Origin of the sequence: Streptomyces sp. ADI95-17 (assembly GCF_003846175.1) — a bacterium.
Taxonomy (GTDB): domain Bacteria; phylum Actinomycetota; class Actinomycetes; order Streptomycetales; family Streptomycetaceae; genus Streptomyces; species Streptomyces sanglieri.
Genome location: NZ_ML123047.1, coordinates 712,403 through 726,958 on the forward strand (window position 1 = coordinate 712,403; position 14,556 = coordinate 726,958).

Consider the following 14,556-nt stretch of genomic DNA (forward strand, 5'->3'; position numbering starts at 1 on the left):
CCCGCCACTCCGTTCCCCGCGCCGCCGTCCCCGTGCCGCGCCCGTCGCACCCGTCACGGGATTCCCTCCCGCCCACCCCGTCATGACCGGAAGCCCGCGCTGTGCCCGGTGTGCCCACCCCTGTTCAGGGTGAATCGGGGACTGGCGAAGTTGACGTTTCCGGCCCAGCGGCGGCGACCGCGTGAACGTCCGTGGAGAAAGGCGCCGCTGACACGCACCCCGGCGCCCGGTCCGCCGGCGCGCGGCCCCGGCCACATGCGGACCCGCCTCGTCCGCCGCCCGCGTCATGGGGGGTGCGGCGACCCGTTCCCGCGACCGTCGAACACGGTGTTTCCGCAGGCCGGGGCGGGTGGAGCTAATGGATTTCGCGCTACGGCGCAGGTCATGTAATGTTGTTCTCGCGACGCCGACCGGGAAGAAAAAACCGGGAAGCACAAGCACTCGTAGCTTAACGGATAGAGCATCTGACTACGGATCAGAAGGTTGCAGGTTCGAATCCTGCCGAGTGCACAGCACACCAGAGGCCCTGTGGAGCAATCCACAGGGCCTCTGGCTTTTGTCTTCAGGGCCTGTGTGAACAGCCGTGCCGGAGCGGGGCCGGATGCTCCCGACGACGCGCCGCCACATCCCGAACAGGGCAGTTGAACGCGTCGGCCGGGCGCGTCGGTCAGACGGCGATGTCCGCGGCCGGCCGGGGTGTGGCCGACAGGCGTCGGGACCGCACGGCCAGGATGATCATGACTGCCGGGATCAGGAGGTCGTTGACGAGGACTCCGCCGGTGTTGCCGGGGGCGTGGTCACCGTTGGCGAACCACTGGTAGACGTGGCCGGCCAGGGCTCCCCAGAGGAACATTCCGCCGCCGAGTCCGATGGTGATGCGCTCGCGGGCGGTTGCCGAGGCGGCCCGGAAGCCCATGACGGCCAGCCCGAGGTTGGCGAAGGCGATCTCGAACATGAAGGGCGTCCGGTCGAAGCCGATCGCGGTGGCCATGACGTCCGGGAAGGCGAGGAACGCGACCGTCATCCACAGGCTGCCGCAGCCGAAGGCGCCGATGGCCCACCAGCGCTGCCAGGTCTCCAGTGCCTGCTGGGGTGACGGGGCGTGGCGGGTCCGCACGAAGGCTCCGACGGCCGGCACCAGGATCCAGACCAGGGGGAACGCGGACCGGGCGAGATAGGAGAAGGTGTCCATGGCTTCAGTCTTACCTAGTTAATATTAACCCGTCAATGATGGGGTAGGGTGGTGGTGTGGACGACGGACTCGCAGACCTGCTGCACCGCGTGGTCATGCTGCTGGGCGAGGCGGCGCGGCAGCGCGCCGATGACCCCGGCGGTCTGACCTACAGCCAGATACGGCTTCTGGGGACGCTGGAGGACATCGAGCCGGTGACGCAGCATGGGCTGGCGCAGGCGCTGTCGGTGTCGGACCCGGCGATCAGCCGGGCGCTGCGGCCACTCGAAGCGGGTGGCCTGGTGCAGATCACCATCGACCCCGAACATGCGCGGCGGCGGCTGGTCCGCCTCACAGAGGCCGGCCGGAAAGCCTTCCACACCGCCGGGAAACCGCTCTACGACGAGCTCCGCGCCGGGCTTGTCGCGGCCGGATTCCCCTACGAGCGCTACCTCGAAGACACCCTTCGGCTGGCCGAGTTCCTCGCATCCGACTGAGGGTGCCTCTACGCGTCGAGGGCGATGGTGGTGGCGATGGGCTGGCAGTGCACCGGGCTGCGGTGGCCGGATGTGCAGGGGCCGCCCGTGCTGGGCTGGCTGCGGGGCGGGGACGTACGGGTGAGTGCGCTCGGCTACGGGGCGGAGTTCGGGTTCCGGGCCGAGGGGGAGCGCGGGTGCATCGGGGCGCGCGGGAACGTGTGTCCGGTGCGGGCCGTGGTGTCGGGGCGGAGCACGGGGGCGCGGTGTCCGGAGTGTGCGCGGCTGGACCGGGCGCATTCGGTGGCCGCCGACACGATCGCCGACGACCCGAGGACGTACCGGGTGTATCTCGCCTGGTTCGGGCCGGGCATGGTGAAGGTCGGGATCACCGCCGAGCAGCGGGAAGCGGCGCGGCTGCGTGAGCAGGGGGCCGTGGTGTTCAGCTGGCTGGGGCGGGGGCCGTTGATGGCGTGCCGGCGTACCGAGGAGCTGCTGCGGTCGGCGCTCGGGGTGCCGGACCGGATTCCGTACGCGAGGAAGCGGGCCGTGCGCGGGGCGTTGCCGGGGGCGGCGGAGCGCCGTGCCGAGGTGGCGGAGCTGTACGGGCGGGCCGTGGCGCTGGAGGGGGCCGGGTGGCCCCGGTCGCTGGAGCGGCTGCCGTTCGGGTCGGTCGACCACGCCGGGGTGTTCGGGCTCGACGGCGCGGTGGAGGTGGCCCGGGCCGTCACCGAGTTGGTGGCCGGGGGCGTGGTCGCGGGGCGGCTGGTGGCGGCGGCCGGTCCCGATCTGCATCTGGCGACGCCGACGGACGGGGTCGTGGTGCTGGACACCCGGCTGATGACCGGGTGGGAGCTGGTGGCGGCGGATCCGCGGGCCGGGGTGGGGGTGCCGGTGGTGGACCTCGGGGGCGGTGGCGTGCAGGACGGGCTGTTCTGAGATCGTCGGAGGCGTCCGAACGGTGAGAGGGGCTCGGGATGAGCGGAACGAGTGGTGACGCCGACGACGTCGTACGGTTCTGGCAGCGGCTGGGGCTGCCCGGGATCATCGATGTCCATACCCACTTCATGCCGGAGCGGGTGCTCAGCAAGGTCTGGGCGTACTTCGACTCGGCGGGGCCGCTGACCGGGATGGAGTGGCCGATCGCCTACCGGCAGGACGAGGACGAACGCCTCGCGCTGCTGCGTTCGTTCGGCGTGCTCCGGTTCACCTCGATGCTCTACCCGCACAAGGCCGGGATGGCCGCCTGGCTGAACGGCTGGGCGGCCGACTTCGCCCGCCGGGTGCCGGACTGTCTGCACACCGCGACTTTCTTCCCGGAGGAGGGCGTGGAGCGGTACGTGCGCGAGGCCGTCGAGGCGGGCGCGCGGGTCTTCAAGTCGCACGTCCAGGTGGGCGCGTACGACGTCAACGATCCGCTGCTGGAGTCGGTCTGGGGGCTGCTCGCGGAGGCCGGGATCCCGGTGGTGATGCACTGCGGCTCGGGGCCGGCGCCCGGCAGGCACACGGGCCCGGAGCCGGTCGGCCGGCTGCTCGCCCGGCATCCTCGGCTGCCGCTGATCGTGGCGCACATGGGGATGCCGGAGTACGCGGAGTTCCTGGCGCTCGCGGAGACGTACCGGGAGGTGCGGCTCGACACGACGATGGCGTTCACGGACTTCACGGAGGGCTTCAGCCCGTTCCCGCCGGACGGACGGGGGCGGCTCGCGGCGCTCGGGGACCGGATCCTGCTGGGTACGGACTTCCCGAACATCCCATACCCGTACGCCCATCAACTGCACGCGCTGGAACGGCTGGAGCTGGGGGACGACTGGCTGCGGGCGGTCTGTCACGGGAACGCGAGCGCCTTGTTCGGTCCGGGCCGGCCGCCGTCGCCGGGCCGGCCCTTTTCTCAGGGAATTCACAGAAACGGGTAAGAGCCCTTTCAGGGGAGCCTCACAGGGTTGGGGCATGACGACGACGACCTCGCCCCAGGGGCGTACCGAACTGCTGAGGGCGGACCGCACCCCGGTCCGTGTGCTGGTGGTGGACGACGAGGCCCCCCTCGCCGAGCTGCTGTCCATGGCGCTGCGCTACGAGGGCTGGGAGGTGCGCAGCGCCGGGGACGGTGCCGGGGCCGTCCGGATGGCGCGCACCTTCCGGCCCGACGTGGTGATCCTCGATGTGATGCTGCCCGACACGGACGGGTTCGCCGTGCTCGGCAGGCTGCGGCGGGAGCTCGCCGAGGTGCCCGTACTGTTCCTGACCGCGCGCGACGCGGTGGAGGACCGGATCGCCGGTCTCACGGCGGGCGGCGACGACTACGTCACCAAACCGTTCAGCCTGGAGGAGGTCGTGGCGCGGCTGCGCGGGCTGATCCGGCGCTCGGGCACGGCGGCGGTGCGCAGCGAGTCGACGCTCGTCGTCGGCGATCTGATGCTCGACGAGGACAGCCACGAGGTCAGCCGGGGCGGTACGTCCATCCACCTCACCGCGACCGAGTTCGAGCTGCTGCGCTTCCTGATGCGCAATCCGCGCCGGGTGCTGAGCAAGGCGCAGATCCTCGACCGGGTGTGGAACTACGACTTCGGCGGACAGGCGAACGTCGTCGAGCTGTACATCTCGTATCTGCGCAAGAAGATCGACGCCGGACGCTCGTCGATGATCCACACCCGGCGCGGGGCGGGATACCTCATCAAGCCCGGTGAGTAGGCGCCCCCGCAGGTGGCGGGGGCCGTGGACGCTGCGGACCCGGCTGGTGGTCTCGGCGGTCACACTGATCGCCGTCGTCGCCGCGGTGATCGGGACGGTCACCACCATCGCCTTCCACAGCTACATGTACGGCAAGCTCGACGACCAGCTGCACACCGTCGCCATGCGGGCCGCGAAGCCGCCCGGCGGGGGCCCGATGCCCGGCGGCGGGGTGCCGAAGAGCCTCGACCCGCTGGCCTTCGTCGATTCCCGCGGGCTGCCCGTCGGCGCCTTCGGGGCGGTACTGGAGGACGGCTCGGTCACCGAGTCGCGCGTGGTCGTGGCGAGCACCACCACGCCGGGGCCCGGCTCCGAGGACAGCGGACAGCCGATGACCGCCGCCCAGAGCGGGGCACTGGCGGCGGCGGACCTCTCCGTCGGGGAGAACGCGCGCACCGTCGACCTGCCGGGGCTCGGGGCCAACCGGGTCGAGGCCGTCACCGATCCGCACGGCGCCACCGTCCTGGTCGGCCTGCCCGCCGCCGAGGTGGGCTCCGCGATCACCACCCTGGTCCTCGTCGAGGTCTGCGTCACCGCCGCCGGACTGATCGCGGCGGGGATCGCCGGCGCCGCCATGGTCGGCGTCGCGCTGCGGCCGCTGCGCCGGGTCGCCGCGACCGCGACCAGGGTCTCCGAACTCCCGCTGCACAGCGGCGAGGTGGCCCTGCTGGAACGGGTCCCGCAGGCCCAGGCCGATCCGCGTACCGAGGTCGGCCAGGTGGGCGCGGCGCTCAACCGGATGCTGGGGCACGTCGGTTCGGCGCTGGAGGCCCGGCAGAAGAGCGAGAAACGGGTCCGCCAGTTCGTCGCGGACGCCAGCCATGAGCTGCGCACCCCGCTCGCCTCGATCCGCGGATACGCCGAACTGACCCGGCGCGGCGGTGAGGAGACCGGCCCCGACACCCGGCACGCCCTGGGGCGGATCGAGTCCGAGGCGGAGCGGATGACGGGCATGGTGGAGGATCTGCTGCTGCTCGCCCGGCTGGACGCCGGACGCCCGCTCGGCCTGGAGAGCACCGACCTCTCCCCGGTCGTCGTCGACGCGCTGAGCGACGCCCGCGCCGCCGGCCGCGGCGGCCACCACTGGCGCCTCGAACTGCCGGACGAGCCCGCGACCGTGCACGGTGATCCGACCCGGCTCCACCAGGTGCTGGTCAACCTGCTGGCGAACGCCCGTACCCACACTCCGCCCGGCACCACCGTCACGGTCCGGGTGCGGTGCGCGGCCGGCCGGCCGTGGGTGACGCTGGAGGTCCAGGACGACGGGCCCGGCATTCCGCCGGAGCTGCTGCCGCACGTCTTCGAGCGGTTCGCCCGCGGTGACGCCTCGCGCTCCCGCAACGCGGGCTCCACCGGGCTCGGGCTCGCCATCGTGCAGGCCGTCGTCGCCGCGCACGGCGGCCGGGCGGAGGTGGACTCGGTGCCGGGACGCACGGTGTTCGCCGTCCATCTGCCCGCGGAGCCCGCAGCCGGTCCGTACGCACTGCGGGACGTTCCGTACATGCAGCAGACCGGTCCGTACGTACAGCAGGACGTTCCGGACGCACAGCAGGACGTTCCGTACGTACAGCAGGACGTTCCGGACGCACAGCAGACCGGTCCGGACGTACCGCAGGACCTTCCGGACGCACAGCAGACCGGTCCGTACTCACAGCAGGGGGACAGGCTCAGCACACCGGCGTGACAGCGGGGCCGGTGAGTGTCGGTCACATGCGAACCGACACCCCCTGGGGCACCCTGCCGGCCCGGGACCACCTCCTCGCCGGAGCGGTCGATGCGGCGGGTGCGCCCGTACTCGATGTGGTGGTACCCGTCTACAACGAGGAGAAGGACCTCGAACCGTGTGTGCTGCGCCTGCACGACCATCTGGCGCGCACCTTCCCGTACGGCTTCCGGATCACCGTCGCGGACAACGCCAGCACCGACCGGACGCCGGAGGTGGCGGCCCGGCTCGCGGCGGCACTGCCCCGGGTGCGGTCGTACCGGCTGGAGGAGAAGGGCCGGGGGCGGGCGCTGCGCACCGTCTGGTCGCATTCGGACGCGCCGGTCCTGGCCTACATGGACGTCGACCTGTCCACCGACCTCAACGCGCTGCTGCCGCTGGTCGCCCCGCTGATCTCGGGCCACTCCGACCTGGCCATCGGCTCCCGGCTGAGCCGTGGTTCGCGGGTGGTGCGGGGCTCGAAGCGGGAGTTCATCTCGCGCGCCTACAACCTCATTCTCCGCTCGTCGCTGGCCGCCCGGTTCAGCGACGCGCAGTGCGGGTTCAAGGCCGTCCGGCGCGATGTCGCGGAGCGGCTGCTGCCGATGGTGGAGGACTCGGGGTGGTTCTTCGACACCGAGCTGCTGGTGCTCGCCGAGCGTGCCGGGCTGCGCATCCACGAGGTGCCGGTCGACTGGGTCGACGACCCCGACTCCACCGTCCACATCGTGCGGACGGCGACCGAGGACCTGAAGGGCGTGTGGCGGGTGGGGCGGGCGCTGGCGGTCGGCGCACTGCCGCTGGACCGGCTGGCCCGGCCCTTCGGGGACGATCCGCGTGACCGTGCGCTGAGCGGAGTGCCGGGCGGACTGGCCCGGCAGCTCGTCGGGTTCTGCGTCGTCGGAGCGCTCTCCACGCTCGTCTACCTCGCCCTGTACTCGCTGTTCCGGCTGGGCGTCGGCCCGCAGTTCGCCAACGGCGGTGCGCTGCTGGTGTCGGCCGTCGCCAATACGGCGGCCAACCGGAGGCTCACGTTCGGCGTACGGGGCCGGGGCGGAGCCGTCCGCCATCAGGCGCAGGGCCTGGTCGTCTTCGCCATCGGCCTCGCGCTGACCAGCGGATCACTGGCCGCGCTGGGAGCGGCCTCCGGATCCCCGTCGCACGGCACGGAGCTCGCCGTACTGATCGCGGCCAACCTCGCGGCGACCGTGCTGCGGTTCCTGCTCTTCCGCGCCTGGGTCTTCCCGGACCGGACGGACCGGAGCCGCGAGGCGTACGAGGACGGCCCGGCCGCGGCCGCCCCTTCGGCCGGGCACGCCGATGACACTCACCACGAACTGGGGAACGTCCGATGACCGCGCTGCATCCCGACCACCTTCCGGCCCCGCCGACGTCCCCACCGCCCACCGCACCGGTCCACGGACGCCCGAACAGCTCCCTGGCGCACCGGATCCGGTGGGGCAGGCCGGAGGACCCGCGCTGGGCGCGGCCGGCCTTCCTCGTACTGCTGCTGGTCATCGCGGGCGCGTACCTGTGGAACCTCAGCGCCTCCGGCTACGCCAACTCCTTCTACTCCGCCGCCGCGCAGGCGGGCAGCCGCAGCTGGAAGGCCTTCTTCTTCGGTTCGCTGGACGCGGCCAACGCCATCACCGTCGACAAGCCCCCGGCCTCCCTCTGGCCGATGGCCCTGTCGGTGCGCGTCCTCGGCCTCAACTCCTGGGCGATTCTGCTCCCGCAGGTGCTGATGGGGGTGGCCACGGCCGGGGTGCTGTACGCGGGCGTACGCCGCCGCTTCAACGCCGTCGCCGGGCTGATCGCGATGGTGGTGTTCGCGCTCACGCCGGTGGCCGCGCTGATGTTCCGCTTCAACAACCCGGACGCGCTGCTGGCGCTGCTGATGACCGTCACGGTCTACTGCGTGCTGCGCGCACTGGAGCGCGGCCGCACCAAGTGGCTGGTGTGGGCGGGCGTCGCGGTCGGGTTCGCGTTCCTGGCGAAGACCCTGCAGGCGTTCCTGATCCTGCCGCCGCTGGCCGTGCTGTACGCGCTGTGCGCGCCGGTTCCGGTACGCCGACGGCTCGGCCAACTCGGGCTCTCGGCCCTCGTGACGGTCGTCGCGGGCGGCTGGTGGGTCGCGATCGTCGAACTGTGGCCCGCCTCGTCCCGCCCGTACATCGGCGGCTCGCAGAACAACTCCTTCCTCGAACTGACCTTCGGCTACAACGGCCTGGGCCGGATCAACGGCGACGAGACCGGCAGCGTCGGCGGCGGGGGCGGTCCGGGCGGCGGGGCCGGCGGACAGTGGGGCGAGACCGGCATCGGCCGGATGTTCAACTCCGAGATCGGCGGCCAGATCTCCTGGCTGCTGCCCGCCGCGCTGATCCTGCTGGTCGCGGGCGTCTGGCTGACCTGGCGGGCGAAGCGGACGGACACGGCCCGTGCGGCGTTCCTCGCCTGGGGCGGCTCGCTGCTGATGACGGCGGTCGTCTTCAGCTTCATGGCCGGCATCTTCCACCAGTACTACACGGTCGCCCTCGCCCCGTACCTCGCGGCGCTGATCGGCATGGGCGCCACGGTCCTGTGGGAGGAGCGGTCCCGCTGGTGGGCGGGTGCCGTGCTCGGCGGCACGGTCGCCGTGACGGCGTACTGGTCGTACGTGCTGCTGGGCCGGACCACGGACTACCTGCCGTGGCTGCGCACGGCCGTGCTCGTCGCCGGGATCGCCGGCGCGCTGGGGCTGCTGCTGGCGTCCCGGACGGGGCGCCGGGTGGCGCTCGTCGCCGTGGGCCTGGGCTTCGCCGCGTCGCTGGCCGGGCCGACCGCGTACGCCGTGAGCACGCTGAACACCGGGCACCAGGGCTCGATCGTCACGGCCGGCCCGTCGGGCGGTGGCATGGGCGGGCCCGGCGGCGGTGGCCGCGGTGGTGGCCCGGGCGGCGGGATGCGATTCCCCGGGCAGGGCGGTCAGCAGGGCAACCAGCAGGGTGGCGGCATGGGGCAGCCCCCGACCGGCACCCCGCCCGGCCAGGGACAAGGCCAGGGACAAGGCCAGGGCCAGGGCCAGGCGAACGGCCTGCCCGGAACCTCGCGGAATGGGCAGCAGCCCGGTGCCATGCCCGGCATGGGCATGGGCATGGGCATGGGCATGGGCATGGGCATGGGCATGGGCGAGGGCCGCCCCGGCGCAGGCGGTGGCATGGGCGGACTGCTCAACGGCGCGTCCGTCGGCACCGAGGCCAAGAAGCTCCTGGAGAAGAACGCCGGGGACTACACCTGGGCCGCCGCGGCCATCGGCTCGCAGAACGCCGCGAGCTACCAACTCGCCACCGGCGAACCGGTGATGGCGATCGGCGGCTTCAACGGAAGCGACCCGTCCCCGACGCTCGCCCAGTTCAAGCAGTACGTCGAGGACGGCCGGATCCACTACTTCATCTCCGGCGGCATGGGCGGGGGCGGCGGCATGGGCGGCGGCAACGGCGCCTCCTCGCAGATCTCGTCCTGGGTGGAGGAGAACTTCGAGGAGGTCACGGCCGGCAGCGCCACCTTCTACGACCTGACCCGGCCGAAGAAGAGCGGCTGAGGCTCAGCGCCGCAGCAACAGGTCCGCGACAACAGGGCGGTGGTCCGAGGCGAGCGTCTCGGCCACCGCCGCGTCGCGTACCCGCACGGTGTCCTTCGACACCGCCACGTAGTCGATCCGCTGCACCGGATCCTGCGCCGGGTACGTGGGACCGTCGGGCTCCACGTCGTCGAGCTCCTGCCACAGCGGGGCGAGTTCGGGTGCGGCCGGCGCCGCGTTGAAGTCGCCGAGCAGGATCTGCCGCACCGGCCGCCGCTCCGACTCCCGGTCCTCGGCCATGATCCGGCGGGTGTCGGCCACCTGGGCGATCCGGACGGACGGGTCGCCGCGGTAGTCGAGGTGCGTCGCGTACACGTGCACGGGCAGCCCCTTCACCCGCAGCACCACCTCACCGAAGCCGGGCGCGGGCGCCGGCACCGGGTTCGGGTCCTGGGTGGAGAGCCGGGTGATGTCGTGGTTCTCGGCGCTCAGGATCGGGTACCGGGACAGCACCGCGACGCCGAACTCCCGCTCCGGCGCGTCCGGCGTCACCGGATCGAGGCGGTAGATCGGGGCGAACGACACCTGCATGCCCAGCCGTTCGGCCAGCTCGCCGGCCAGGTCGCGCCACTGGCTGCGGTCGCCCCAGTGGACGTCGACCTCCTGGAGCCCGATCACATCGGCGTCCAGCGAGCGCAGCTCGGCGGTCTGCCGGTCGAGATCGAAGACGTTGTCCATGCCGGCGCCCGCATGGATGTTGTACGTGGCCACGCGCAGCGGCACCGAGTGCCCGTGTCCCTGGCCCACCGCCGCTGCGGGCGGCACCAGGGCGGTCACCGACAGCCCTGCCGCGACGAGCACTTCCACCGTACGACGACGCAGTGACATACCACTCCAGCCCTTGTCGGATCAGCGGCGAGCACGGTACCGCGGGTAAATGTGTTGTACGCCGTACAGGGCTGGCTATACGGTGTACGACGCCTGCTACTCGTACACCGTATAAGGGATCAGGAGTCCGTATGACGGCGACCGCCGCCGAGCAGAACCACCTCTCGTCGCCGAGCCATCCGCAACGCTGGCTGATCCTCGGCGTCATCTGTCTCGCCCAGCTCACGGTGCTGCTCGACAACACCGTCCTCAACGTCGCGATCCCCTCCCTCACCCGGGAGCTGGACGCCTCCACCGCCGATGTGCAGTGGATGATCAACGCCTATTCGCTGGTCCAGTCGGGCCTGCTGCTCACGGCCGGCAGTTCCGCCGACCGCTACGGCCGCAAGAAGATGCTGATCGCCGGGCTCGCCCTGTTCGGCATCGGCTCGCTGGTGGCCGGGCTGGCCCAGACCTCCGTACAGCTGATCGCCGCCCGTGCGGGCATGGGCATCGGCGGTGCGCTGCTGATGACCACGACGCTCGCCGTCGTCGTGCAGATCTTCGACGAGACCGAGCGCGTCAAGGCGATCGGCATCTGGTCGACCGTCAGTTCGCTCGGGTTCGCCGTCGGGCCGCTGATCGGTGGGGTGATGCTCGACCACTTCTGGTGGGGCGCGATCTTCCTGATCAACATTCCGGTCGCGGTCATCGGACTGGTCGCCGTGGCCAGGCTCGTCCCGGAGTCCAAGAACCCCAGCGGCGAGCGCCCCGACCTGCTCGGCGCCCTGCTCTCCACCATCGGCATGGCATCCGTCGTGTACGCGATCATCTCCGGCCCGGGGCACGGCTGGACGTCGGGCCAGGTGCTGCTGACCGCCTTCGTCGGGGTCGCCGTCCTCACCGGCTTCGTGCTGTGGGAGCTGCACATCCCGTACCCGATGCTGGACATGCACTTCTTCCGGAACCAGAAGTTCATCGGGGCGGTCGCGGGCGCGATCCTGGTCGCCTTCGGGATGGGCGGCTCGCTCTTCCTGCTCACCCAGCAGCTCCAGTTCGTGCTCGGCTACGAGCCGTTGGAGGCCGGTCTGCGCACGGCCCCGCTGGCGCTGAGCGTCGTCGCGCTCAACCTCACCGGCCTGGGCGCCAGGCTGGTGCCCAAGCTGGGTACGCCGCTCACCATCGCGTCCGGGATGAGCCTGCTGGCCGCGGGCCTCGCCGCGATCGCGCTGCTCGGCGGCGACGGCTACGGCGGCATGCTGCTCGGCCTGGTCGTGATGGGCGCGGGCATCGCGCTCGCCATGCCCGCCATGGCCAACGCGATCATGAGCGCCATTCCGCCGGAGAAGGCCGGGGTGGGCGCCGGGGTCAACGGCACGCTCGCCGAGTTCGGCAACGGCCTGGGGGTCGCCGTCCTCGGCGCGGTGCTCAACTCGCGGTTCGCGGCCCTGGTGCCGGCGGCGGTCGGGGCGGCCTCGCTGCCCGCCGCGCTCGCCTCGGCGGCCGACGCCGGTGAGCGGGCCCGGATCACGGACGCCTTCGCCTCGGGCCTGGAGACCAGCCAGCTCTTCGGAGCGGTCGCGGTGCTGGTCGGCGGCCTGCTCGCCGCCGTGCTGCTGCGCCGCGCTGAGCGGACGGAGTCCGCCCGGGCGGACTCCACCGGCACCGCCGCGGCGGCATAGCATCGGGAGGGGCGCACCGGACCGTAGGGATCCGTTCCGTGCGCGGGTCACGCGTACGCGGCCGGTCCGCCCCGCCGGCAAGACGAGGAGAGTGCGCCATGGTGTCTGCGGCCGACCGCGTGAAGAACCCCGCCAGGACCAGTGTGTGGCTGGATCAGCGGACACCGTCGCGCACCCGCAAACCGGACCAGGCGGCGGGCCTGGACCGGGACAGGATCACGGCGACCTCGGTCCGGCTGCTGGACGCCGAGGGACTCGCCAAGTTCTCCATGCGCAGGCTCGCCGCCGAGCTCGACGTCACCGCGATGTCCCTGTACTGGTACGTGGACACCAAGGACGACCTGCTGGAACTGGCCCTGGACTCGGTCTACCGGGAGTTCACGCCCCCGCCGCAGGACGCGCACTGGCACGACCGGCTGCGCGGGATGGCCGTCGAGTACCGGGAGCTGCTGGTCCGGCACGTCTGGGTGTCGATGCTCGCCGGGCATTTCCTCAACATCGGCCCGCACGCGATGCTGATGTCGTACGCCGTCCAGGACGTGATCCGGGCGACCGGCCTGCCGCTGGAACACCAGACCGGCGCGCTCTCCGCGGTCTTCCAGTTCGTATACGGATTCGGCACGGTCGAGGGCCACTTCGCGCAGCGCAGCGCGGCCGCTGGAATCAGCCAGGAGCAGTACTACCAGCAGGCGATGGCCACGATCCGAGACCAGCCGCATCTCAGCGACATCATGGAGTCCTCGCAGCAAGTGATGGACGCCCGCGGCGGCGACACGGTCGAGGAGATGCGCGACCGGGACTTCACCTTCGCCCTGGACCTGCTGATCGCGGGCATCGAGGCGATGCGGGACCGCCGAGGGGCGATGCGGGACCGCTGAGGGGCGATGCGGGACCGCTGAGGGGCGTACTCCGCCCCTCAGCGGTCCCGCCGACCTCCGTCGCCCGCCGTCCGCTCAGCCGTCGGACGCCAGATGGGCCGGGAAGCCGCCGGTGGCGATCGGACCCCACCGCTCCGGAGTGATCCGGATGATCGACTTCCCCTGCTTCACCATCGCCGCCCGGTACTCGTCCCAGTCCGGGTGCTCACCCGAGATGTTCCGGAAGTACTCGACGAGCGGCTCGACCGACTCCGGCGAGTCGATCACCTCGGCCGAACCGTCCACCTGGACCCACGGCCCGTTCCACTCGTCCGACAGCACGATCACACTGACCCGCGCGTCCCGCTTCGCGTTGCGGGTCTTGGCCCGCTCGGGGTAGGTCGAGACGACGATCCGTCCCGCGTCGTCGACCCCACAGGTCAGCGGGGAGCCCTGGGGGCGGCCGTCGGACCGGGTGGTCAGCAGGATCGCCCGGTGCCTGGGCCGTACGAAGGCCAGCAACTCGTCGAGTTCCACGGCCGTGTTCGTCGCGATATTGGGTGCCATGTCCGCAGACTACGACGGCGGGGACGTACCCCGCGCGGTGACCACGACGGCGGGCACCCGCCCCGCACGGGTGGCTACGACGGCAGGGACTCACCCTGCACGGCCTGGATGTCGAGCTCCACCCGCAGTGTCGTGCCGATCGCCGAGATGCCCGCCTGCACCACCTGGTTGTAGTTCATGGCGAAGTCCTCGCGGCGCAGCTCAGCCGTGGCACTGAAGGCCGCACGCACCCCGCCCCACGGGTCCGGGCCCGTGCCGAGGTAGCTCAGGTTCAGGTCGACCGGGCGTTCGACCCCGTGCATCGACAGCCGGCCGTGGACGGTCCAGCGGTCGGGGCCGGCGGGGGCGAGCCCGATGGAGCGGTAGGTGATCTCGGGGAAGCGGTCCGAGTCGAGGAAGTCGGGCGACCGCAGGTGCTTGTCGCGCATGCCGTTGCCGGTGTCGATGCTGGCCGCACTGATGACGGCGTCGACCCGGGACCGGTGGACCTCCTCCGAGATCTCGATCCGGCCGCTGAACTCGGTGAACCGGCCGTGCACGCTGGAGATCCCCAGGTGCTGCGCGACCGCGGCCACCGAGGAGTGCGCCGGGTCCAGCGACCAGGTGCCCGGCGGCGGCAGCTCAACGCCGCCCTGGCGGGCCAGCACCACCGTGCCGGCCTCGACCCGCCCGCTCGCCGTGACGAGGGCGGTGGAGGCGGCGGGGGCGTACCCGACCGCCGTGACGATCACGGTGTACGCGCCGGCCTGCAGAGGAGTGTCGGTCCGCACCGCCCCGTCCTCGTTCGCCGCGGCCCGCAGCACCTGCGCGCCGGTCATGTCGGTGACCGTCACGACCGCGTGCTGGACCGCCCAGCCGTCCCGCGTCCGTACCTGTGCGCGAAGTCCCATCCCGATTTCTCTCCTTGCTCAACGACTCAATGAGTCGGGCCCCGGGGCGGGGACG

Annotated in this window: 13 protein-coding genes and 1 tRNA gene; 10 read left to right on the forward strand and 4 right to left on the reverse strand. The window is 71.9% G+C overall.

Annotated features, from left to right (window positions below; genetic code table 11):
• Positions 1–437 precede the first annotated feature (437 nt).
• Positions 438–510: transfer RNA gene (locus EES42_RS22190), tRNA-Arg, on the forward strand.
• Positions 511–667: 157 nt separating this feature from the next.
• Here EES42_RS22190 and EES42_RS22195 read toward each other — a convergent pair.
• Positions 668–1,192, reverse strand: a complete 525-nt coding sequence (locus EES42_RS22195; RefSeq protein ID WP_124719974.1) for a DUF6790 family protein — start codon at positions 1,190–1,192, stop codon at positions 668–670.
• A gap of 56 nt (positions 1,193–1,248) precedes the next feature.
• Here EES42_RS22195 and EES42_RS22200 point away from each other — a divergent pair, with 56 nt between their 5' ends.
• The 7 genes from EES42_RS22200 to EES42_RS22230 are packed head-to-tail and all read left to right on the forward strand — an operon-like array spanning position 1,249 to position 9,659.
• On the forward strand, positions 1,249–1,668 hold the full coding sequence (locus EES42_RS22200) for a MarR family winged helix-turn-helix transcriptional regulator (RefSeq protein WP_124719975.1): 420 nt from the start codon (positions 1,249–1,251) through the stop codon (positions 1,666–1,668).
• Between the two features lie 36 nt (positions 1,669–1,704).
• Entirely contained in the window at positions 1,705–2,586 is an 882-nt protein-coding gene (locus tag EES42_RS22205; protein ID WP_124719976.1) for a DUF2797 domain-containing protein, read from the forward strand.
• 38 nt (positions 2,587–2,624) lie between these two features.
• Entirely contained in the window at positions 2,625–3,563 is a 939-nt protein-coding gene (locus EES42_RS22210) for an amidohydrolase family protein (protein WP_124719977.1), read from the forward strand.
• A 34-nt stretch (positions 3,564–3,597) separates the two neighbouring features.
• Positions 3,598–4,338, forward strand: a complete 741-nt coding sequence (locus EES42_RS22215) for a response regulator transcription factor (RefSeq protein WP_124719978.1) — start codon at positions 3,598–3,600, stop codon at positions 4,336–4,338.
• Positions 4,331–6,061, forward strand: coding sequence for a HAMP domain-containing sensor histidine kinase (locus EES42_RS22220; RefSeq protein WP_206433534.1), 1,731 nt, complete (start codon positions 4,331–4,333; stop codon positions 6,059–6,061). The genes EES42_RS22215 and EES42_RS22220 overlap by 8 nt, the downstream gene beginning before the upstream one ends.
• A gap of 26 nt (positions 6,062–6,087) precedes the next feature.
• Positions 6,088–7,434, forward strand: coding sequence for a bifunctional glycosyltransferase family 2/GtrA family protein (locus tag EES42_RS22225; RefSeq protein WP_241196506.1), 1,347 nt, complete (start codon positions 6,088–6,090; stop codon positions 7,432–7,434).
• Positions 7,431–9,659, forward strand: a complete 2,229-nt coding sequence (locus tag EES42_RS22230; RefSeq protein WP_124719979.1) for an ArnT family glycosyltransferase — start codon at positions 7,431–7,433, stop codon at positions 9,657–9,659. The genes EES42_RS22225 and EES42_RS22230 overlap by 4 nt, the downstream gene beginning before the upstream one ends.
• Positions 9,660–9,662: 3 nt before the next feature.
• Here EES42_RS22230 and EES42_RS22235 read toward each other — a convergent pair whose 3' ends face one another.
• Positions 9,663–10,526 carry an endonuclease/exonuclease/phosphatase family protein gene (locus EES42_RS22235; protein WP_124719980.1) on the reverse strand — a complete coding sequence of 288 codons (864 nt, stop codon included), beginning with the start codon at positions 10,524–10,526 and terminating at the stop codon, positions 9,663–9,665.
• Between the two features lie 131 nt (positions 10,527–10,657).
• Here EES42_RS22235 and EES42_RS22240 point away from each other — a divergent pair, with 131 nt between their 5' ends.
• Together EES42_RS22240 and EES42_RS22245 are read left to right on the forward strand one after the other, a co-directional pair.
• Positions 10,658–12,187, forward strand: a complete 1,530-nt coding sequence (locus tag EES42_RS22240; RefSeq protein WP_124719981.1) for an MFS transporter — start codon at positions 10,658–10,660, stop codon at positions 12,185–12,187.
• A gap of 98 nt (positions 12,188–12,285) precedes the next feature.
• A complete protein-coding gene (locus EES42_RS22245; protein WP_124719982.1) occupies positions 12,286–13,065 on the forward strand; it encodes a TetR/AcrR family transcriptional regulator in 780 nt (259 codons plus the stop codon).
• A gap of 75 nt (positions 13,066–13,140) precedes the next feature.
• Here EES42_RS22245 and EES42_RS22250 read toward each other — a convergent pair whose 3' ends face one another.
• Both EES42_RS22250 and EES42_RS22255 read right to left on the reverse strand, forming a co-directional pair.
• A complete protein-coding gene (locus tag EES42_RS22250) occupies positions 13,141–13,611 on the reverse strand; it encodes a PPOX class F420-dependent oxidoreductase (protein ID WP_124719983.1) in 471 nt (156 codons plus the stop codon).
• 74 nt (positions 13,612–13,685) lie between these two features.
• Complete coding sequence (locus tag EES42_RS22255; RefSeq protein ID WP_124719984.1) at positions 13,686–14,501, reverse strand: YceI family protein; 816 nt, start codon at positions 14,499–14,501, stop codon at positions 13,686–13,688.
• Positions 14,502–14,556 lie beyond the last annotated feature (55 nt).

Bases quoted from the DNA above. Each gene is read 5' to 3' on its own strand.
- EES42_RS22240 (WP_124719981.1), top strand. From the start codon at position 10,658: ATGACGGCGACCGCCGCCGAGCAGAACCACCTCTCGTCGCCGAGCCAT.
- EES42_RS22210 (WP_124719977.1), top strand. From the start codon at position 2,625: ATGAGCGGAACGAGTGGTGACGCCGACGACGTCGTACGGTTCTGGCAG.
- EES42_RS22215 (WP_124719978.1), top strand. From the start codon at position 3,598: ATGACGACGACGACCTCGCCCCAGGGGCGTACCGAACTGCTGAGGGCG.
- EES42_RS22235 (WP_124719980.1), bottom strand. From the start codon at position 10,526: ATGTCACTGCGTCGTCGTACGGTGGAAGTGCTCGTCGCGGCAGGGCTG.
- EES42_RS22230 (WP_124719979.1), top strand. From the start codon at position 7,431: ATGACCGCGCTGCATCCCGACCACCTTCCGGCCCCGCCGACGTCCCCA.
- EES42_RS22225 (WP_241196506.1), top strand. From the start codon at position 6,088: ATGCGAACCGACACCCCCTGGGGCACCCTGCCGGCCCGGGACCACCTC.
- EES42_RS22255 (WP_124719984.1), bottom strand. From the start codon at position 14,501: ATGGGACTTCGCGCACAGGTACGGACGCGGGACGGCTGGGCGGTCCAG.
- EES42_RS22195 (WP_124719974.1), bottom strand. From the start codon at position 1,192: ATGGACACCTTCTCCTATCTCGCCCGGTCCGCGTTCCCCCTGGTCTGG.
- EES42_RS22205 (WP_124719976.1), top strand. From the start codon at position 1,705: ATGGGCTGGCAGTGCACCGGGCTGCGGTGGCCGGATGTGCAGGGGCCG.
- EES42_RS22245 (WP_124719982.1), top strand. From the start codon at position 12,286: ATGGTGTCTGCGGCCGACCGCGTGAAGAACCCCGCCAGGACCAGTGTG.
- EES42_RS22250 (WP_124719983.1), bottom strand. From the start codon at position 13,611: ATGGCACCCAATATCGCGACGAACACGGCCGTGGAACTCGACGAGTTG.